This window comes from Streptomyces sp. NPDC001890, assembly GCF_042891445.1.
Classification (GTDB): domain Bacteria; phylum Actinomycetota; class Actinomycetes; order Streptomycetales; family Streptomycetaceae; genus Streptomyces.
Genome location: NZ_JBIATE010000001.1, coordinates 1,335,690 through 1,355,459 on the forward strand (window position 1 = coordinate 1,335,690; position 19,770 = coordinate 1,355,459).

General features: G+C 70.3%; 20 protein-coding genes. 12 read left to right on the forward strand and 8 right to left on the reverse strand.

The genetic code is table 11. From position 1 onward, the window contains the following. Positions 1-3: 3 nt before the first annotated feature. Both ACFYY1_RS05900 and ACFYY1_RS05905 read right to left on the reverse strand, forming a co-directional pair. Entirely contained in the window at positions 4-267 is a 264-nt protein-coding gene (locus tag ACFYY1_RS05900; protein WP_388581323.1) for a hypothetical protein, read from the reverse strand. A gap of 239 nt (positions 268-506) precedes the next feature. Next, positions 507-872, reverse strand: a complete 366-nt coding sequence (locus ACFYY1_RS05905) for a DUF3099 domain-containing protein (RefSeq protein ID WP_388581326.1) — start codon at positions 870-872, stop codon at positions 507-509. 247 nt (positions 873-1,119) lie between these two features. Between ACFYY1_RS05905 and ACFYY1_RS05910 the strand changes: the two genes are divergently transcribed. Next, positions 1,120-1,395 (forward strand): GlsB/YeaQ/YmgE family stress response membrane protein, encoded by a 276-nt coding sequence (locus ACFYY1_RS05910; protein ID WP_388581329.1) that lies wholly within the window; start codon positions 1,120-1,122, stop codon positions 1,393-1,395. Positions 1,396-1,470: 75 nt separating this feature from the next. Here the strand turns inward: ACFYY1_RS05910 and tyrS are convergent, their stop codons facing one another. The 3 genes from tyrS to ACFYY1_RS05925 all read right to left on the reverse strand — a co-directional run bounded on the left by tyrS (position 1,471) and on the right by ACFYY1_RS05925 (position 5,826). Beyond that, positions 1,471-2,736: a tyrosine--tRNA ligase gene (tyrS, locus tag ACFYY1_RS05915; RefSeq protein ID WP_388581332.1), complete on the reverse strand. Its 1,266-nt coding sequence runs from the start codon at positions 2,734-2,736 to the stop codon at positions 1,471-1,473. A 65-nt stretch (positions 2,737-2,801) separates the two neighbouring features. Beyond that, a complete protein-coding gene (locus tag ACFYY1_RS05920) occupies positions 2,802-4,196 on the reverse strand; it encodes a metallopeptidase TldD-related protein (RefSeq protein ID WP_388581335.1) in 1,395 nt (464 codons plus the stop codon). A gap of 106 nt (positions 4,197-4,302) precedes the next feature. Beyond that, positions 4,303-5,826 (reverse strand): TldD/PmbA family protein, encoded by a 1,524-nt coding sequence (locus ACFYY1_RS05925; protein ID WP_388581338.1) that lies wholly within the window; start codon positions 5,824-5,826, stop codon positions 4,303-4,305. A gap of 231 nt (positions 5,827-6,057) precedes the next feature. Between ACFYY1_RS05925 and fabG the strand changes: the two genes are divergently transcribed. From fabG to ACFYY1_RS05940, 3 genes are all read left to right on the forward strand, one after another. Beyond that, positions 6,058-6,777 (forward strand): 3-oxoacyl-[acyl-carrier-protein] reductase, encoded by a 720-nt coding sequence (fabG, locus tag ACFYY1_RS05930; RefSeq protein ID WP_259931067.1) that lies wholly within the window; start codon positions 6,058-6,060, stop codon positions 6,775-6,777. A gap of 5 nt (positions 6,778-6,782) precedes the next feature. After that, a complete protein-coding gene (fabI, locus tag ACFYY1_RS05935; RefSeq protein ID WP_388581341.1) occupies positions 6,783-7,550 on the forward strand; it encodes an enoyl-ACP reductase FabI in 768 nt (255 codons plus the stop codon). A 167-nt stretch (positions 7,551-7,717) separates the two neighbouring features. Next, complete coding sequence (locus tag ACFYY1_RS05940) at positions 7,718-8,095, forward strand: hypothetical protein (RefSeq protein WP_388581343.1); 378 nt, start codon at positions 7,718-7,720, stop codon at positions 8,093-8,095. A 94-nt stretch (positions 8,096-8,189) separates the two neighbouring features. Here the strand turns inward: ACFYY1_RS05940 and ACFYY1_RS05945 are convergent, their stop codons facing one another. Then, positions 8,190-8,864 carry a FadR/GntR family transcriptional regulator gene (locus ACFYY1_RS05945; RefSeq protein WP_388581346.1) on the reverse strand — a complete coding sequence of 225 codons (675 nt, stop codon included), beginning with the start codon at positions 8,862-8,864 and terminating at the stop codon, positions 8,190-8,192. Between the two features lie 181 nt (positions 8,865-9,045). Here ACFYY1_RS05945 and ACFYY1_RS05950 point away from each other — a divergent pair, with 181 nt between their 5' ends. The 4 genes from ACFYY1_RS05950 to ACFYY1_RS05965 all read left to right on the forward strand — a co-directional run bounded on the left by ACFYY1_RS05950 (position 9,046) and on the right by ACFYY1_RS05965 (position 11,469). Further along, complete coding sequence (locus tag ACFYY1_RS05950) at positions 9,046-10,362, forward strand: CynX/NimT family MFS transporter (RefSeq protein ID WP_388581349.1); 1,317 nt, start codon at positions 9,046-9,048, stop codon at positions 10,360-10,362. Between the two features lie 26 nt (positions 10,363-10,388). After that, on the forward strand, positions 10,389-10,499 hold the full coding sequence (locus ACFYY1_RS05955; RefSeq protein WP_323185911.1) for an SGM_5486 family transporter-associated protein: 111 nt from the start codon (positions 10,389-10,391) through the stop codon (positions 10,497-10,499). Between the two features lie 170 nt (positions 10,500-10,669). Continuing rightward, positions 10,670-10,876: a hypothetical protein gene (locus ACFYY1_RS05960; RefSeq protein WP_388581351.1), complete on the forward strand. Its 207-nt coding sequence runs from the start codon at positions 10,670-10,672 to the stop codon at positions 10,874-10,876. 74 nt (positions 10,877-10,950) lie between these two features. Continuing rightward, positions 10,951-11,469: a SixA phosphatase family protein gene (locus ACFYY1_RS05965; protein WP_388581354.1), complete on the forward strand. Its 519-nt coding sequence runs from the start codon at positions 10,951-10,953 to the stop codon at positions 11,467-11,469. A gap of 146 nt (positions 11,470-11,615) precedes the next feature. On the opposite strand, the gene serB is transcribed toward ACFYY1_RS05965, so the two are convergent. Further along, positions 11,616-12,902: a phosphoserine phosphatase SerB gene (gene serB / locus ACFYY1_RS05970; RefSeq protein WP_388581357.1), complete on the reverse strand. Its 1,287-nt coding sequence runs from the start codon at positions 12,900-12,902 to the stop codon at positions 11,616-11,618. A 421-nt stretch (positions 12,903-13,323) separates the two neighbouring features. On the opposite strand from serB, the gene ACFYY1_RS05975 reads away from it, so the two are divergent. Continuing rightward, positions 13,324-15,891: an FHA domain-containing protein gene (locus ACFYY1_RS05975; RefSeq protein WP_388581360.1), complete on the forward strand. Its 2,568-nt coding sequence runs from the start codon at positions 13,324-13,326 to the stop codon at positions 15,889-15,891. A gap of 95 nt (positions 15,892-15,986) precedes the next feature. Here the strand turns inward: ACFYY1_RS05975 and ACFYY1_RS05980 are convergent, their stop codons facing one another. After that, a complete protein-coding gene (locus tag ACFYY1_RS05980) occupies positions 15,987-16,757 on the reverse strand; it encodes a transglycosylase SLT domain-containing protein (protein ID WP_388581363.1) in 771 nt (256 codons plus the stop codon). 540 nt (positions 16,758-17,297) lie between these two features. Between ACFYY1_RS05980 and ACFYY1_RS05985 the strand changes: the two genes are divergently transcribed. The 3 genes from ACFYY1_RS05985 (at position 17,298) to ACFYY1_RS05995 (ending at position 19,594) form a co-directional block, all read left to right on the forward strand. Beyond that, positions 17,298-18,443 (forward strand): GAF domain-containing sensor histidine kinase, encoded by a 1,146-nt coding sequence (locus ACFYY1_RS05985; RefSeq protein ID WP_388581366.1) that lies wholly within the window; start codon positions 17,298-17,300, stop codon positions 18,441-18,443. Then, positions 18,436-19,080, forward strand: coding sequence for a response regulator (locus tag ACFYY1_RS05990; RefSeq protein WP_388581369.1), 645 nt, complete (start codon positions 18,436-18,438; stop codon positions 19,078-19,080). The genes ACFYY1_RS05985 and ACFYY1_RS05990 overlap by 8 nt, the downstream gene beginning before the upstream one ends. 265 nt (positions 19,081-19,345) lie before the next feature. Continuing rightward, a complete protein-coding gene (locus ACFYY1_RS05995; RefSeq protein WP_388581372.1) occupies positions 19,346-19,594 on the forward strand; it encodes a chaplin family protein in 249 nt (82 codons plus the stop codon). Positions 19,595-19,770 lie beyond the last annotated feature (176 nt).

Sequence of the window (19,770 nt, forward strand, 5' to 3'; positions counted from 1 at the left end):
TCGTCAGCCGCGGCCCCGGCCCGGGTCGTCGGCGCGCGACTCCCACTCCGCGAGCGTCACGACCTCCTTGAGGAAACTCCTGACGTCCAGGAACGAGGAGAGGTGCTCCCGGTGCTCCTCGCAGGCCAGCCAGGTCTTGCGGCGCTCCGGGGTGTGCAGCTTGGGATTGTTCCAGGCGAGCACCCATACGGCAGCGGCCCGGCAGCCCTTGGCGGAACAGATGGGAGCGGCGGCGGCGCTGTCGGGCGCGGTTTCAGGGGAGTTCACGGACTCAACCCTAGGGCCTGTCGTCGAACCGCCGTCGTCGCCCGGAGGGCGGCAGCGACCACAGAAAAAACGACGCCGAGCAGCCACGGGGGGAGCTGCCCGGCGTCGGTCCGTCGCTCCGACGGGGGATGCGGAGCGCCTACGAAGTATGTCACGCAGACCGGGGTGCGGTGCACCGTAACTTCACGATTGATCTGAGGTTTTCTTGAGCCTCGGGTGCAGTGCGCACCCAACCGGGCTCAGGCCGATTCCCCGCCGCGGCGCACCCCGCCGGCCTCCGGACCGGGTTCCGTTCCACCGGCCACCGGCGCCGCGTCGAGCACCGGCCGCATCGGCGCCGGTACGAAGGTGGACGGCAGCGAAGGGGTGTTCTCCCGGCCCGCGTTGGCGATGACCACGGCCACGTAGGGAAGCAGCACCCCGAGCGCGAGCGCCACGATCGCGACGTAGCGCTCGACGTTCCACAGCACCGCGGCCAGGATCACCGAGACCGTCCGCACGGACATCGAGATCACATAGCGTCGCTGCCTGCCGCGCACATCGTCCGCGAGCCCCTGCCGGGCCCCCGTGATCCGGAAGACCTCACCGCCGCTCTGCTTTCGCATCACGTCTCCATCACCCTTCCCCCAGCGCCTGACGGGCCGGGGGACACCTCATTCCCGCACCGGACGCTCCCCGGACCGGACCGGAACCACGGTACGCCCGGCGCCCGGCGGCTTCGAGACCGGGGCACACCCTGTTCGTACATATCGGTATCCGTGCCGCACGTACGGGCCCCTCCGGCATGCGGCGTACGCCCCACGGGCCGAGACTGGGCCCACATGCGCGACATCCGTCGCACGAGGAGGCGACATGGGCTGGTTGTGGGCAATCATCGTGGGTCTGGTGCTCGGTCTGATCGCGAAGGCGATCCTGCCGGGCAAACAGAACATCCCGCTCTGGCTGACGATCATCTTCGGCATCATCGGCAGCGTCCTCGGCAACTCCGTCGCCACCTGGATCGGTGTCAACGACACCAAGGGCATCGACTGGATCCGCCACCTGTTCCAACTGATCGGGGCGGTGGTCGTCGTCGGCGTCGGCGACATGCTGTGGGCCTCGATCCGCCGCCCCAAACAGAGGACCTGACCCACCGGGCACCCGAACGCGACTCGGCCGGACACGCGTGACGCGTGTCCGGCCGAGTCGCCTGTGCGTCCGGGATCAGCCGGTGACCTCGACGGCGGCAAGGTTCTTCTTGCCGCGGCGCAGCACCAGCCAGCGCCCGTGCAGCAGCTCCTCGCGGGCCGGCGCGCTCTCGCCGTCCGAGACCTTGACGTTGTTCACGTACGCACCGCCCTCCTTCACCGTGCGGCGGGCGCCCGACTTGCTCGGCGCCAGGCCGACCTCCACCAGGAGGTCCACCAGCGGGCCGAGCTCGGTGACCCGCGCGTGCGGCACCTCGGACAGCGCGGCGCTCAGCGTCGCCTCGTCCAGCTCGCCGAGCTCACCCTGGCCGAAGAGCGCCTTCGACGCCGCGATGACCGCGGCGCACTGATCGGCGCCGTGCACCAGCGTCGTCAGCTCCTCGGCCAGCGCGCGCTGCGCCGTCCGGGCCTGCGGACGCTCCTCGGTGACCTTCTCCAGCTCCTCCAGCTCCGCGGGGCTGAGGAAGCTGAGGATGCGCATGTACCGGGAGATGTCCCGGTCGTCCGCGTTCAGCCAGAACTGGTAGAAGGCGTACGGCGTCGTCATCGTCGGGTCGAGCCAGACGGCCCCGCTCTCGGACTTGCCGAACTTGGTCCCGTCCGCCTTCGTCATCAGCGGCGTCGCCAGCGCGTGCACCTCGGCGCCCGGCTCCAGGCGGTGGATCAGGTCGAGGCCGGCGGTGAGGTTGCCCCACTGGTCGCTGCCGCCCTGCTGGAGGGTGCAGCCGTAGCGCCGGTACAGCTCCAGGAAGTCCATGCTCTGGAGCAGCTGGTAGCTGAACTCGGTGTAGCTGATGCCCTCGTCGGACTCCAGCCGCCGGGCGATGGACTCCTTGGTCAGCATCTTGTTGACCCGGAAGTGCTTGCCGATGTCCCGGAGGAACTCGATCGCGGACATGCCCGAGGTCCAGTCCAGGTTGTTCACCATGACCGCCGCGTTCTCGCCCTCGAAGGACAGGAACGGCTCGATCTGGGACCGCAGCCGCGTCACCCAGCCGGCGATCGTCTCCGGGTCGTTCAGCGTGCGCTCCGCGGTCGGCCGGGGGTCACCGATCTGACCGGTGGCCCCGCCCACCAGGGCGAGCGGACGCAGACCGGCCTGCTGGAGCCGGCGCATGGTGAGCACCTGTACCAGATGGCCGACGTGCAGACTCGCCGCGGTGGGGTCGTAGCCGCAATAGAAGGTGACGGGACCGTCCGCGAGAGCCTTGCGCAGTGCGTCCTCGTCAGTGGACTGGGCGAACAGCCCACGCCACTTCAGCTCGTCGACGATGTCCGTCACGGTTCCGTGTCTCCTCGTGGTGCGTACGGGTACGGGTAATGGCTTTCCCGCTCAGTCTAGGCGGGTCAGACGCCCGGACTCACCGAGCTCATGTTGAAGTCCGGGATCCGCAGCGCGGGCATCGCGGCCCGGGTGAACCAGTCGCCCCACTCGCGCGGCAGTGTCTTCTCCGTACGGCCCGCCTCCGTGGCCCGCGACAACAGGTCCACCGGCGACTCGTTGAACCGGAAGTTGTTCACCTCGCCGACGACCTCGCCGTCCTCGACGAGATACACCCCGTCACGGGTCAGCCCGGTCAGCAGCAGGGTGGCCGGATCGACCTCGCGGATGTACCACATGCAGGTCAGCAGCAGCCCGCGCCCGGTCGTCGCGGCCACCATCTCCTCCAGCGACCGCTCACCGCCGGCCTCCAGCACCAGGTTGTCGATGGCCGGCGCGACCGGCTGCCCGGTCAGCCCCGCCGTGTGCCGGGTGGTCGTCAGGTGGTCGAGCCTGCCGTCCCGGATCCAGTCGGTCGGGGCCAGCGGCAGGCCGTTGTCGAAGACGGAGGCGCTGTCCCCGGAGGCGTGGGCGATCACGAACGGGGCCGACTCCAGGCCCGGTGCGTTCGGGTCGCTGCGGAGTGTCAGCGGCAGCCCGGAGAGCTGCTCGCCGATCCTCGTCCCGCCGCCCGGCTTGGAGAACACCGTCCGGCCCTCCGCGGCGTCCCGCGCGGCCGAGGACCACAGCTGGTAGATCAGCAGGTCGGCGACGGCGGTCGGCGGCAGCAACGTCTCGTACCGCCCGGCGGGCAGCTCGACACGGCGCTGTGCCCAGCGCAGCCGCTGCGCCAGCTCCGCGTCCAGCTCGGCCGGGTCGACGTCCTTGAAGTCGCGCGTCGAACGGCCGGCCCAGGACGAACGGGTGCGGTCCGGGGACTTGGCGTTGAGCTCCAGGGTGCCGGTCGGCTGGTCGTGGCGCAGCCGCAGCCCCGTCGACGTACCGAGGTAGGTCGAGGTCAGCTCGTGGTTGGCGAAGCCGTACAGCTCACGGCCGCCGGAGCGGGCGCGGGCGAAGGCGTCGCCGAGCGCCGGGGCGAACTCGGCGAAGACGTCCGAGCCGGTCTCGGCCGGTGCGTCCGTGAAGTCGGGCGACTCGGGCACCCCGGTGACCAGCGGCTGCGCGTCCTCCGCCGGACCGGCCCCACGTGCCGCGGCCTCGGCGGCCCGCACCAGCGGCTCCAGGTCGTCGGCGGTGACCGCGGAGCGCGACACCACACCGGACGCGGTGCCCTGCGCACCGTCGACGGTCGCGATGACGGTCAGGGTCCGTCCCCGCGTCACCCCGTTCGTCGTGAGCGCGTTGCCGGCCCAGCGCAGGTTCGCGGACGACTCCTCGTCGGCGATGACCACGCAGCCGTCGGCGGTGGACAGTTCGAGCGCCCGCTCGACGATCTCGTGCGGCTTGCTGACGCGGCTCATCGTCCGGCCTCCTGCGTCGTGTTGAGACTGTGCTGCCCCGGGGGACACTGCATCCGATTGCGGCTGCGCCGCGGGCCGGGCCCCCAGCCGGTTCCGTGGTGACCGCTCATCGTCCGGCCTCCTGCGTCGTGTTGAGGATGTTCACGCCTCGGAAGAGGGCGGAGGGGCAGCCGTGCGAGACGGCCGCGACCTGGCCCGGCTGGGCCTTGCCGCAGTTGAAGGCGCCGCCCAGGACATAGGTCTGCGGGCCGCCGACCTTCTCCATCGAGCCCCAGAAGTCCGTCGTCGTGGCCTGGTACGCGACGTCGCGCAGCTGCCCGGCCAGCCTGCCGTTCTCGATCCGGAAGAAGCGCTGCCCGGTAAATTGAAAGTTGTACCTTTGCATGTCGATCGACCACGACCGGTCGCCGACCACATAGATACCGCGCTCCACCCCGCCGATCAGGTCCTCCGTGGACAGCCCGCCCGGATCCGGCCGCAGCGACACATTGGCCATCCGCTGGACGGGGACATGGCCCGGAGAGTCCGCGTACGCGCAGCCGTTGGAACGGCCGAGACCGGTCAGCTTCGCGATCCGCCGGTCCAGCTGGTACCCGACCAGCGTCCCGTCCTTGACCAGGTCCCAGGACTGCGCCTCGACGCCCTCGTCGTCGTACCCGATGGTCGCGAGCCCGTGCTCGGCGGTGCGGTCACCGGTCACATTCATCACGGGGGAGCCGTACGTCAGCTTCCCCAGCTGGTCGAAGGTGGCGAACGAGGTCCCGGCGTACGCCGCCTCGTACCCCAGCGCCCGGTCCAGCTCGGTGGCGTGGCCGATCGACTCGTGGATGGTCAGCCAGAGGTTGGACGGGTCGACGACCAGGTCGTACGTTCCCGCCTCGACGCTCGGCGCCCGCATCTTCTCGGCCAGCAGCCCGGGGATCCGTGCCAGCTCGTCGTCCCAGTCCCAGCCGGTCCCGGTCAGGTACTCCCAGCCGCGGCCCACCGGCGGGGCGATCGTCCGCATCGAGTCGAACTCGCCGGTCGTGCCGTCCACGGCGACCGCGGTGAGCTCCGGATGCAGCCGCACCCGCTGCTGGGTGGTGACGGTGCCCGCCGTGTCCGCATAGAACTTGTTCTCGTGAACGGTCATCAGTGAGGCGTCCACATGCGCGACGCCCTCGGCGCCCAGGAGCCGGCCGCTCCACTCGGCGAGCAGCCCCGCCTTCTCCTCGTCCGGCACCTCGAACGGATCGATGTCGTACGCCGACACCCAGGTCCGCTCGCCGTGCACCGGCTCGTCCGCCAGCTCGACCCGCTCGTCCGAGCCGGCCGCCGCGATCACCTTCGCCGACAGCTTCGCCATGGCGACGGCCTGCGAGGCCACCTTCGCCGCGGCGTCCATCGTCAGGTCCACCCCGGACGCGAACCCCCACGCCCCGCCGTGCACCACCCGCACCGCGTAGCCGAGATCGGTGGTGTCCGAGGACCCGGAGGGCCGGGCGTCCCGCAGCCGCCAGGACGCGCTGCGCACCCGCTCCAGACGGAAATCGGCGTGCACGGCACCCAGCGCACGCGCGCGGGCGAGCGCCGCGTCGGCGAGGGCCCGCAGCGGCAGGGCCAGGAACGACTGATCTACCTCATGGGGCACAGGGGATTCCCTTCTCGATACACCACGGCAGTGAACCACGCCGGACGGTGACCGTGCCGGGGATACCGGATGCCGCCCGACGCGGCCCGGACCGGGCGCGGTTCGACGGGCGGCCGTCTGTAGGAACCCCACAGTGCCCGGGGGGCGGCGCTGTCAGGGGGCGATTGCTCGCGGAGCTCCTGGTACCGATAGGTTTTCGATGTACCAGACCGCTAGGGAAAGGGTGATCCGATGAGCCGCTCGGTTCTCGTCACCGGAGGAAACCGGGGCATCGGCCTCGCCATCGCCCGCGCTTTCGCCGACAACGGCGACAAGGTCGCGATCACCTACCGCTCCGGCGAGCCGCCCGCTGTGCTCACCGAGGCCGGTGTCCTCGCGGTCCGTTGCGACATCACCGACGCCGAACAGGTGGAGCAGGCCTACAAGGAGATCGAGGAGAAGCACGGTCCCGTCGAGGTGCTGGTCGCCAACGCCGGTATCACCAAGGACCAGTTGCTGATGCGGATGTCCGAGGACGACTTCACGTCCGTCGTCGACACCAACCTCACCGGCACCTTCCGGGTCGTCAAGCGCGCCAACCGCGGCATGCTGCGCGCCAAGAAGGGCCGCGTCGTCCTCATCTCCTCCGTGGTCGGACTGCTCGGCTCGGCCGGGCAGGCGAACTACGCCGCGTCCAAGGCGGGTCTGGTCGGCTTCGCCCGGTCGCTGGCCCGTGAACTCGGTTCGCGGAACATCACTTTCAACGTCGTCGCACCCGGTTTCGTCGACACCGACATGACGCAGGTGCTCACCGAGGAGCAGCGCAAGGGCATCGTGTCCCAGGTGCCGCTCGGCCGCTACGCACAGCCCGAGGAGATCGCCGCCGCGGTGCGCTTCCTCGCCTCCGACGACGCGTCGTACATCACTGGAGCCGTCATCCCCGTTGACGGCGGATTGGGCATGGGTCACTGATCACCATGAGCGGAATTCTCGACGGCAAGCGCATCCTCATCACAGGTGTGCTGATGGAGTCGTCCATCGCTTTCCATGCCGCGAAGGTGGCCCAGGAGCAGGGCGCCGAAGTCATCCTGACCGCCTTCCCGCGGCCCACGCTGACGGAGCGCATCGCCAGGAAGCTGCCCAAGCCGGCCAAGGTCATCGAGCTGGACGTGACCAACACCGAGCACCTGGACCGGCTCGCCGGTCTGGTGAAGGACGAGCTCGGTTCGCTCGACGGCGTCGTCCACTCCATCGGCTTCGCGCCGCAGGACGCGCTCGGCGGCAACTTCCTCAACACCCCGTTCGAGTCGGTCGCCACCGCGATGCACGTCTCGGCGTTCTCGCTGAAGTCGCTCGCCATGGCCTGCAAGCCGCTGATGAGCGACGGCGGCTCGGTCGTCGGCCTCACCTTCGACGCGCAGTTCGCCTGGCCGCAGTACGACTGGATGGGCCCGGCCAAGGCCGCGCTGGAGGCCACCTCCCGCTACCTCGCCCGGGACCTGGGCAAGGACGACATCCGCTGCAACCTGGTCTCCGCCGGTCCGCTCAAGTCCATGGCCGCGAAGTCCATCCCGGGCTTCACCGACCTCGCGGACGTGTGGAACACCCGCTCCCCGCTGTCCTGGGACATGACGGACCCGGAGCCGGCCGGCCGTGCCATCGTCGCGCTGCTCTCGGACTTCTTCCCGAAGACCACGGGCGAGATCATCCACGTCGACGGCGGCGTGCACATCATGGGTGCCTGATCGAGCACGACGGGCCCTGACACAGCCGCGTATCGCCTGGGAACAGGCGGTACGCGGCTGTGTCGTGTAAGGGCCCGGCTCCGGCCCGCTCAAGTCGAAAAGACGGTCGATCCACCGCAGAATGTGGTGAACCGGACTTCGGGTCAGGCTACGGGGAGGAGGTCGCCGTGCGCGCCGTACGCCGCCGGACCTGCGCCCTGCTGGCGGCCGCCATAGCCGTCGCCGGACTCGCCGCCCCGGTGGGGATATCCGTGGCGGGGCGGATGGGAGCCGGGGCGCCCACCCCCGCCGCTCCCACCCCCGACCCCGCCGGAGCCGAATGCCGTACGACGGTCCGGGGCTCCCGGGTCGTCGCCTACTGCCACAACCCGTACCCCTCCACCGACCGCGTACAGCTGCACACCGAATGCCGCCGCTGGTGGGACATAGACGCCGACGCCATCCCGGTCGACGTGGGCCCCGGACGGACCGTGCGGATCGACGACCGCTGCTGGAAGGAAGTCGGCTCGGCCTGGGTCACGCACCAGGTGCAGGACGCGGTCTAGGGCCGCCGGACGGGCATGGGGCCCGGTCCACCGGACAGTCCCGCGCATTCAGGCCCCCAGACCCTGCCCGCCGGACAGCCCACGCATCCAGGTCTCAGACCTGGTCGACCAGACAGCTCAGCGCGTGGCTCGCGGCCTCGGCCGCCGCCGCCTCCCCGTCACCCGCCCGGATCGCCTCGACCAGCCGGCCGTGGTCCATGTGGTTCTCCGGCCGCAGCTCCTGACCGATGTCGCCCCGGAGATAGTCGCGCAGCAGATCGCCCAGATCGGCGTAGAGCCCGGTCAGCACGTCGTTGTGCGAGGCGGCGACCACCGCCAGGTGCAGCGTCGCGTCCGCCTCGACGAACGCCTCGGCGTCACCCGCGGCCCAGGTCTCCTCCCGGCGCGCCATCAGCGCGTCCAGCTGCTTCAGATCCCGCTCGGTGCGCCGGGCGGCGGCGAGCCTCGCCGCCGACGACTCCAGGGTGGACCGCAGCTCGGCGACATGGCGCGGATCGGCGGAGGCGAAGCGGCGGTGCATCACCCCGGCCAGCTCGCTGGTGGCGACGACATAGGTGCCCGAACCCTGCCGGATGTCGAGCAGGCCGTTGTGCGCGAGGGCGCGCACGGCCTCCCTGACGGTGTTGCGGGCCACCCCCAGCTGCTCCACCAGCTCGGGCTCGGTGGGAATGCGGGAACCCACGGGCCACTCGCCCGAGGTGATCTGATTCCTGAGCTGGGCAATCACCTGGTCGGCGAGGGCCGAACGCCGCGGAGACGTCAGCGTCATGGTGCTCCTTGGTCGGGTTGCTGGTGGTGATGAGGGGAGGCGGGAGATGAGGGGGTGGCGAGGGCGGTGACGGGGACGGGAGTCGCCCGGGGGTTCGGTTGCGGTGCCTGGGGCGAATCGTCTCAGAAGGGCTCCCGGCTGATTGGACAATCAATCATCCCATGATTCTATGATGGGCCTCATGCCCGACGACGAGACCCGGCCCCAGACCCGGACCCTGACCCCCGCCGCCACGGTGGACGGCCCTACGAAAACCCCAACAACCGCACAAATCCCGCAGGCCCCCCGGACGGCACCCGCCGCCGACGGGGCCTCGCCCTGGCTCCTCCGGCTGGTCGTCGTCGGGCTGGTCCTCACCGCGCTCAACCTCCGCCCCGCCATCACCAGCCTCGGCGCCCTCCTCGAAGAGGTCAGCGACGGGCTGCACATGAGCGGCAGCGTCGCCGGTGTGCTGACCTCCGTACCGCCCCTCTGCTTCGCGATCTTCGGCATCATGGCGCCGCGCCTGGCCCGCCGCTTCGGTCCGGGCGCGGTGGTCTGCGCCGGCATGACCGCCATCACCGCCGGTCTGGTCATACGGCCGCTCGTCGGCGGTACGGCCGGCTTCCTCGCCGCGAGCGCCCTCGCCCTCATGGGGATCGCCGTCAGCAACGTCCTGATGCCGGTGATCGTCAAGCGCTGGTTCCCGGACCGGGTGGGCTCCATGACCGGGCTCTACTCGATGGCCCTGGCCCTGGGCACCTCGCTCGCCGCCGCGGTCACCGTGCCCATGACCAGCGCGATGGGCGGCAGCTGGCGGCTGGGGCTCGGCGTCTGGGCCGTGCTCTCCGCCGCCGCGATCGTGCCCTGGATCCCGGTGGTACGGGACCGGCGCGGCGCCCCTGCGCAGCAGGCCGCCCAGCAGCCGGGCGCCCCCACTTTGAAGATCACGCGCAGCCGTACCGCCTGGGCCCTCGCCTGCTTCTTCGGGCTGCAGGCCACGGCCGCGTACATCACCATGGGCTGGATGCCGCAGATCTTCCGCGACGCCGGGGTCTCGGCCGGTACGGCGGGTGTGCTGCTCGCCGTGACCATGGCGATGGGCGTGCCGCTCGCCTTCGTCATCCCGGGGGTCGCGACCCGGATGAAGAACCAGGGCGCGATCGTCGTCTTCCTCGGCAGCTGCGGCCTCATCGGCTACGCGGGCCTCTACCTCGCGCCGTCCGGCGGGGCCTGGGCCTGGGCGGTGCTCCTGGGCATCTCGAACTGCTCCTTCCCGCTCGCCCTGACCATGATCGGCATGCGGTCCCGCACCGGCGCGGGAGTGGTCCGGCTGTCCGCGTTCGCACAGTCCGTCGGGTATCTGATCTCGATCCCGGGACCGCTGCTGATCGGTGTGCTCTACCAGCACAGCGGCGGCTGGGAGCTGCCGATCGCGCTGATGGCGGGCCTCATGGTGCCGCAGATGGCGGTCGGAATCCTGGCCGGGCGGGACCGGACCATCGAGGACGAATGCTGAAGTGCGAGACTGGTCCCATGTCTCCTGTGCTCGACCCGAATCCCCAGAACGGTCAGAAGAAGCTCCTCGCCGTGCTCGGCGCGATGCTGCTGATCACCGTGATCGTCGCAGTGATCGCCTCGATCGCGTCCCCCTGAGCCCGAGCCGGGCGCCGAGCCGCGCGGCCGCCGGCCCTCGATGGTAGGGCTGGCACCACCATCCCCTAGGGGGCAGGGCTCAGGGTGAAGTGGGTGGGTCGCCGGATGGGGCCGGCGGCCCCGGATCCGTAGCTTTTCGGTATCGGTACCGAAGACCCACGGAGGCGGACATGCCGGCCCGAACGCACACCCCGACCACCCACCCGGCCACGGGCAGCGTCGAGGTCAGGCTGCCGTGGTGGGCCATCGCGCTGCCCGCGATCGCGTTCGCCGCACTGCTGCTGCTGATCATGGGATCCGGCGAGGCGCACGCCGCGACCGCCGACCCGGCGATCAGCCGGTTGCTCGCGCGAATCACGGCCCTGGTGACCGGCTGACCTCGCCCGCGCGCCCCGTGGAAGCCCATCAACACCCTGCGCCGGGCGGCACATTTCATGCGAAGCTGAGGTGTATGAGCGTCGATACACCTCGCAGGATCGTCCTTCTCAGGCATGCAAAGGCGGAATGGTCGCAGGACTCCGACCACGAGCGACCGCTCGCGGAGCGGGGCCGCAAGGATGCCCCCGTCGCGGGCCGCAGACTCGTCGACTCCGGGATCGTCCTCGATCTGGCCCTCTGCTCCACCGCGGCCCGGACGCGCGAGACGTGGAAGCTGGCCGTCCACGAGATGCCGCAGCGCCCCAGGACCGTGTACGAGGACCGGCTGTACGAGGCGTCCCTCGGCGAGCTCATCGCGCTGATCAACGAGACCCCCGACGACGTGCACAACCTCCTGGTCGTCGGCCACAACCCCGGCATGCACGCGATCGCCGACGCGCTCTCGGAATCGTCCGAGGGCGACGCCCTGGCCCGGATGACCCGCGGTGGCTTTCCCACCGCCGCCTTCGCCGTCGTCGAGTTCTCCGGCTCCTGGAAGGGCGTGGAGCACGGCGTGGGCAAGCTGGTCGAGTACTGGACGCCCAACGACTGAGCAACGACTGGACCGCAGCTGACCGGACAACGACTGGTACCGCGTCGTACGGAGCAGGGCCCCGGATGCGTAAGCACCGGGGCCCTGCTCCGTACGCGCGACCGTGCCGATCGTGCCGGACACGCCCGCGATCGTGCCGGACGGCGTCAGTCGACGAGACCGTCGGCGGCCTCGACCTCCTCGCGGGTGATGCCGAGCAGATACAGCACGGTGTCCAGGAACGGCACGTTCACCGCGGTGTGCGCCGCCTCGCGGACCACCGGCTTGGCGTTGAAGGCCACCCCGAGCCCGGCGGTGTTCAGCATGTCCAGGTCATTCGCGCCGTCACCGATCGCGACGGTCTGGGCCAGCGGCACCCCGGCCTGCTCGGCGAAACTGCGCAGCAGCCGGGCCTTGCCGGCCCGGTCGACGATGTCGCCGACGACCCGTCCCGTGAGCTTTCCGTCGACCACTTCCAAGGTGTTGGCAGAGGCGAAGTCGAGCCCGAGCCGTTCCTTCAGATCGTCGGTGACCTGCGTGAACCCGCCCGAGACCACGCCGACTTGGTAGCCGAGCCGCTTCAGCGTACGGATCAGGGTGCGCGCGCCCGGTGTCAGCCGTACCTCGGAGCGCACCTTGTCCACCACCGACACATCGAGCCCGGCCAGCAGCGCCACCCGCGCGTGCAGCGACTGCTCGAAGTCGAGCTCACCGCGCATCGCCTGCTCGGTCACCTCGGCGACCTTGTCCTCGCAGCCCGCGTGGGCGGCGAAGAGCTCGATGACCTCGTCCTGGATGAGCGTCGAGTCGACGTCCATGACGACCAGCCGCTGCGCCCGGCGGCTCAGCCCGGCCGACACCACCGCGACATCGACACCGATTCCGGCGGACTCCGTGGCCAGCGCGGTCCGCAGCTCCTCGGTCGCGGCGCCGGACACCGCGAACTCGACCGCCGTGACCGGGTACTTCGCGAGCCGGAAGATACGGTCGATGTTGCCGCCGGTGGAAGTGATCCTGGCCGCTATGGCGGCGGTCGACTCCGCGGTCAGCGGGTGCCCGAGCACCGTCACATGGGAACGCCCGTGGCCACGCGGCCGGTTGTCACCGGTACCGGAGATGATCTCGGCCTGGAGCTTCAGCGATTCGGCCCAGCTGTGCACGGTCGCCCGCAGGTCGCCCTCGGTGGTGCCGCCCGCGGTCGGGGCGGTGACCAGTACGCACAGGACGATGCGGCCACGGGTGACGACCTGCTCGATGTCGACGACATCGACCGAGTAGGCGGCGAGGGTGTCGAAGAGCCCGGCGGTGATACCGGGCCGGTCCTTCCCGAAGATCTTCACGAGAAGGGTGGGAGTGTCGGCGCCCCGAGAGGACTCGGGGGGCTCACTGCGGGACCCGGGGGACTCAGGGGACTCAGGAGACGAAGAGGACCGAGGTGGCTGAGATGCGCTCATGGTGCTTCCACCGTATCGGTCCGCGCCGGGGCTCCGGGCGCCCGTCCCGAGGACCGGACAGCGCGGCGGACCCGTACCCGGCCCGGCGCACGCCCGCGGTGACGGACCGCGCGCGTCCGGATCCAGCCAGTGGTCGCGGAGGGGGTGCGGCGGACCCGGGGGGCCGCCGGGACGCGGTGGGCAGGGGTGACCGGGATGCCCCGGTCGCCGATGATTCGTACGTACTCGGGCCGCTTGCCGCGCCCTGCTCCCTTTGGCCGCGCGCCGCCGCCCGGATTCGTGTCGGCACCGTAACGATGCAGGTCTCGGCAGGGTCTTCACCCCGCCCGACTTTCGTATCGGGGACTGCTCCTGGAATAGTTCCTCACGATGTTCAGCATCCCTAGGCCCCCTGTGACGGGGGCGACTCGGGGGACAACTAGTGGGGCGCGGAGTGCCGGAACTCGTACTGGAATTGAATGGCAGGACCTGGACGCTCGATCCGTCCAGGTCGTACACCCTCGGGCGCGACCCGCAGGGCGACCTGACGATCGACGACGCCAGGGTGTCGTGGCGGCACGCCACGATCAGCTGGAATGGCCGGAGTTGGTTCATCGAGGACCACGGCAGCACCAACGGCACCTATGCGCAGGGCAGCCGGATCCAGCAGCTGGAGATCGGCCCCGGCTCCGTCGTGCACCTGGGTAACGCCACTGACGGCCCGCGGCTGAGCCTCACCGCCACGGCGGGTGCCGATGTGTACAGCGGGCAGGGCGCGGGTGCCCAGCAGGCACCGGTCCAGCAGCCCCAGCAGCCCCAGCAGGGCGGCGCCGGCTGGCCCGGCCAGCAGGCCCCCGCCCAGCCGCAGCAGGGCTGGCCGCAGCAGGCACCCCAGGGAGTGCCGCCGCAGCAGCCCGTACAACCGCATGTCCCGCAGCAGCAGGGCATGGCGAGGACGCCCGGCGCGGGCGGAGCCGCGGGGGCTCCGCCGGTGTACGGAGACCGCAGCCCGACCACGTTCCACCAGCTGGCCCTCGGCCGCGTCATGCGCATCGGTCGTGCGCTGGAGAACGAACTGGTCGTCTCCGACCTCCAGGTCTCGCGCCACCACGCCGAATTCCACGCGACCCCCGACGGCCGCTTCGAGATCCGTGACCTCGGATCCCACAACGGCACCTACGTCAACGGTCAGCCGCTCTCCAAGTCCGGCTCCGCGCTCATCGGCCCCAACGACATCGTCGGCGTCGGTCACTCGACCTTCCGCCTGGTCGGCGACCGGCTCGAAGAGTTCGTCGACACCGGTGAGGTCTCCTTCTCCGCCCGCCACCTCACGGTGACGGTCGACGGCGGGAAGCAGATCCTCAAGGACGTCTCCTTCGGCGTCCCGGAGAAGTCGCTCATCGCGGTCATCGGCCCGTCCGGATCCGGAAAGTCCACCCTGCTCAAGGCGCTCACCGGCTACCGGCCCGCCAACCAGGGCGACGTCCTCTACGACAACCGGAACCTGTACAAGCAGTTCGCCGAGCTGCGCCAGCGCATCGGTCTGGTCCCGCAGGACGACATCCTGCACAAGGAACTCACCGTCACCAAGGCGCTCAAGTACGCGGCCAAGCTCCGCTTCCCCGCGGACACCACCGAGGCCGAGCGCCAGGCCCGGATCCTCGAAGTCCTCGCCGAGCTCAAGCTCGACATCCACAAGGACAAGAAGGTCACCTCGCTCTCCGGCGGTCAGCGCAAGCGCGTCTCCGTCGCCCTGGAGCTGCTCACCAAGCCGTCGCTGATCTTCCTGGACGAGCCGACCTCCGGCCTCGACCCGGGCATGGACCGCGACGTCATGCAGCTGCTGCGCGGACTGGCCGACGACGGCCGCACCGTCCTGGTCGTCACGCACTCCGTCGCCGAGCTGGCGATCTGCGACAAGCTGCTGGTCATGGCGCCGGGCGGTTCCGTCGCCTACTTCGGCCCGCCGGAGGAGGCGCTCAACTTCTTCGGCTACACCACCTGGGCCGACGTCTTCTCCGCGTTCGAGAACTACCGCGACTACGACTGGGCGGGCCGCTGGCGCGGATCGCAGCACTACCAGATGTACGCCGCGGACATCGACGCCGTCGCCGCACAGTCCGTACACATGCCGCCCCCGCAGCAGATGCGCCCGCCGAAGCCGCAGAGCTGGTCGGCCCAGCTGTGGACGCTGATGCGCCGCTACGTCTCGGTGATCGCGTCCGACAAGGGCTTCATGGGCCTGATGGTGATCCTGCCCGCCGTGCTCGGCGTCGTCAGCGTGGTCATCCCGGCCGACTTCGGCCTGGCCCCGCCGAAGCCGCCGTCCCGGTTCAACGGAGCCGCCGGAACGATCATGCTGATCCTCGCGGTCGGCATGTGCTTCTCCGGTGCGGCCAACTCCGTACGAGAACTGATCAAGGAACGCGTCATCTACGAACGGGAACGGGCCACCGGCCTGTCCCGCTCCGCCTATCTGATGTCCAAGGTGATCGTCCTCGGCGTGATCACCGCCTTCCAGGGCGTCATCATCTGCGGCATCGGCTTCGCCACCCGCGAGCTGCCCGAAGAGGGCCTGATCATGCCGCCGGCCGTCGAGCTCTGCCTGACGATCATCGTGCTCGGCTTCACCTCGATGATGTTCGGCCTGGTGATCTCCTCGCTGGTGAAGACCGCCGAGAAGACCATGCCGCTGCTGGTCATGTTCGCGATCGTCCAGGTCGTCTTCACCGGCATCCTCTTCCAGGTGTTCGGCTCGCCCGGCCTGGAGCAGTTCGCCTGGCTGATGCCGTCCCGCTGGGCCATCGCCGGCGCGGGCACGACGCTCGACCTCTCGCACCTCATGGCGCCGTGGGACCCGAAGAACCCGACCGATCTCGACCCGCTGTGGGAGCACTCGGCCTCCCAGTGGGGGATCAACATCTCGGTACTGCTGCTGCTCGGCATCGTCTGCGGCGTCGTGGTCGCGCGACTGCTGCGCCGCCACGAGCCGGAGGTCATGCGCAAGTAGCGCGGACCCCGGCACCGGACGCCGAAGGGCGGCATCCCGCGCGGGGTGCCGCCCTTCGGCGTATGCGGATGCCGGCCGGTGACGCGCGGCGCCGGTCAGTACGCGCTGTTGACGTTGTCCATCGAGCCGTACTTGTCGGCCGCGTAGTTGGCCGCGGCCGTGATGTTGGCGACCGGGTCGTAGATGTTCCACGAGGTGCCCGGGACGTGGTACGCGTTGAACGTCGGCTGGATGACCTGGAGCAGGCCGCAGGACGGGGTGCCGTTCTGGGCGTTGATGTCCCAGCCGTTGACCGCGTTCGGGTTGCCGGTCGACTCGCGCATGATGTTGCGGTGCAGACCGTCGTACGAGCCGGGGATGCCGTGGGCCCGCATGATGTCCAGGGACTCCCTGATCCAGCCGTCCAGGTTGTTGGCGTACACCGGGGTGCGGGCCTCGGAGCGGCTGGCGGCCTGCGTCTGCGTGCGCTCGGCGGCGACAGCCTTCGCCTTCACCTTGGCGGCGGCCTTGGCCTTGGCCTTTGCCTCGGCCTGGGCCTTGATCTTGGCGGCCTCGGCGGCCTTCGCCTTCGCGGCGGCGGCCTTCTTGGCCCTGGCGACGTCTGCGGCCTTCACCAGGTTCTCGGCGGTGGAGTGCTGCTCGATGATGCTGGCCTGCACGGCCTTGGCCTGCGGACTACCGGCGACCGACGCGAGGACCACGGGCTCGGCGGACACGGGGGTCGCGGCCTCGGGCTTGGGGTCGGCGTTGGCGGGGACGAGCGAGAACGAGAGCGCGGCGACGGCCATGGCGGAGATGCCCGCGACGGAGAGCTTCTGGGTCTTGTTCAGTCGACGACGGCGGCCGGGGATGCTGGACATGGACATGCAGGCATACCTCTTCGAATCGCGGAAGTCCTCACGGAGGACGAAGACGGGAAGCGGTCAGGCATCTCCGTCGGGGACGAGAGCAATTCTTAGCGCCAGCAAAATCTGGTGGCAAAGGTGTGACGTACGAACCCGGGTAGTGGACCGGGGCCCCGCTCGAACGTGTCGGGCCGCGCTCATGACCACTGATGTGGCACCTGTGTATCCACTAGCAGGCTTCGTAAGTGATGTGGGTCCTATGTGCGGCCTCACATCGGACGTGTAACAACCTCACCAACCGTTGCTTCAGCAATTCGGAGTGTGAGATTCCGTATTTGGGCGGGGTGTTCGGCAGGGCTGCCGCTCCCGTGCATGGGCCGCTCCTCTTTACAGGGGGCCGCGGCTCACGCATACGGAGCTGCTCCTCACGCATACGGAGCTGCTCCTCACGCGCACGGGGCCGCTCCTCATGCGCGGGCGTACGGACCTAGTCCCAGCGCCCTAATCCGCAGCCGTCCACAGGCCGATACGGCGTTCGAATCCCGCCGGTACGGTGAGGCCATGAGCCATCGCCCACCGTCGGGTCTCGCCGCCGTGAGTGCCGCGCTGCTCGCCATGAGCCGGCACCTCGAAGTGCGTGACGTCCTGAAGACGATCGTCGCCTCGGCCCGCGAGCTGCTGGACGCCGAGTACGCGGCCCTGGGCGTCCCCGACGACCACGGCGGCTTCGCCCAGTTCGTCGTCGACGGAGTCAGTGACGAGCAGTGGAAGGCCATCGGCCCGCTGCCCAGGCAGCACGGCATCCTCGCCTCGATGCTCCACGAGGCGAAGCCCGAGCGCCTCGCCGATGTCCGCAAGGACCCCCGCTTCGAGGGCTGGCCCGACGCCCACCCCGACATGTCCGACTTCCTGGGCCTGCCGATCAGGGACGGCGAGGAGATCATCGGCGCGCTCTTCCTCGCCAACAAGCGCTGCCCCAAGCCCGAGGGCAGCTGCGGTTTCACCGCCGAGGACGAGGAACTGCTGGGCATGCTCGCCCAGCACGCGGCGATAGCCCTCACCAACGCCCGGCTCTACGAACGCAGCCGCGAGCTCACCATCGCCGAGGAGCGTTCCCGCCTCGCCCACGAGCTGCACGACGCGGTGAGCCAGAAGCTGTTCTCGCTGCGGCTGACGGCCCAGGCGGCCACCGCCCTGGTGGACCGCGACCCGGCCCGTGCCAAGGGCGAGCTCCAGCAGGTCGCCGCACTCGCCGCCGAGGCGGTGGACGAGCTGCGCGCCGCCGTCGTCGAGCTGCGCCCCGCCGCGCTCGACGAGGACGGCCTCGTCGCCACCCTCCGTACCCAGATCCAGGTCCTGGACCGGGCCCACACGGCCCGGGTCACCTTCGAGAGCCTGGGCATACGGGCCCTGCCCGCCGCCCAGGAGGAGGCGCTGCTGCGGGTCTCCCAGGAGGCCCTGCACAACGCGCTGCGCCACTCCGGGGCGGAGCACGTCGGCGTCACCCTGGCCCGGCACGGCAGCGGCACGCTGCTGCGGATCACCGACGACGGCGGCGGCTTCGAACCCGCGGCGACCCGGCAGGCGGGCCGGCATCTGGGCCTGGTGTCGATGCGGGACCGCGCGAATGGCGTCGGCGGAAGGCTCACCGTTGAATCGGCGCCCGGCAAGGGCACCACGATCGAGATGGAGGTACCCGGTGGCTGACAAGATCATCAGGGTGCTGCTGGTCGACGACCACCAGGTGGTCCGCCGTGGCCTGCGTACGTTCCTGGAGATCCAGGACGACATAGAGGTGGTCGGCGAGGCGGCCGACGGTGCCGAGGGGGTGGCCAGGACCGAGGAGCTCCGGCCCGATGTCGTCCTGATGGACATCAAGATGCCCGGCACCGACGGCATCGAGGCGCTGCGCAGGCTGCGCGAGCTGGAGAACCCGGCCAAGGTCCTCATCGTCACCAGCTTCACCGAGCAGCGCACCGTGGTCCCCGCCCTGCGCGCCGGAGCCTCCGGATACGTGTACAAGGACGTCGACCCGGACGCCCTGGCCGGCGCGATCCGCTCGGTGCACGCGGGCCACGTCCTGCTCCAGCCGGAGGTCGCGGGGGCCCTGCTCGCCCAGGAGGACTCGGGCGGCGGTACGGGCCGGGGGAGCACGCTCACCGAACGGGAACGGGAGGTGCTGGGTCTGATCGCCGACGGCCGCTCCAACCGCGAGATCGCGCGAGCGCTTGTCCTCTCCGAGAAGACCGTCAAGACGCACGTCTCGAACATCCTGATGAAGCTGGACCTCGCGGACCGGACCCAGGCCGCCCTGTGGGCCGTCCGGCACGGCGCGGCGGGCTGACCGGCAAGGAAGCGGACCGCACCGCGGAGGCGGACCGGGAAGGAAGCGGACCGCACCGCGGAGGCGGACCGGGAAGGAAGCGGACGGCACCGCGGAGGCGGACGGCAGTGCGGAAGCGGACCGGCGAGGAAGCGGGCCGTCTAGCTCCGGACTGAGATTCATACTGTCGGGTGTATGTCACCCGGACGGCGCAACCTGCTCGGCTCCGAGGCGTTCTCCAGGGTGCTGCGGCGGCCGGCCGCAGCCACGCTAGGAGGATCCTGAAGTGAAGAACCTGAAGAAGGCCGCTGCCGTCACCATGATCGCCGGTGGAATCATCGCCGTCGGCGCGGGCGCTGCCTCCGCCACCGGACACGGCGCGGGCGCCGACGGTGTCGCGGCCCACTCCCCGGGCGTGGTCAGCGGCAACGTCGTCCAGGTCCCGGTGCACGTCCCGGTGAACGTGGTCGGCAACACGATCAACGTGGTCGGCCTGCTCAACCCGGCCTTCGGCAACCTCGGCCTGAACGGCTGACCACCCCCCATGGCAGGCTGACCGACTCGACCGGCCGGCCGACCGGCTCCATGGCCGACCGGGGCCGGCTCCACGGTCACACTTCGCCGTCACACCTGCGCCGGACGGGCACACCGAGCCCGTCCGGCGCACCCGCGCCATCCGCCCGGCCGAGGCCCGGGGCGTATCCGCGAACC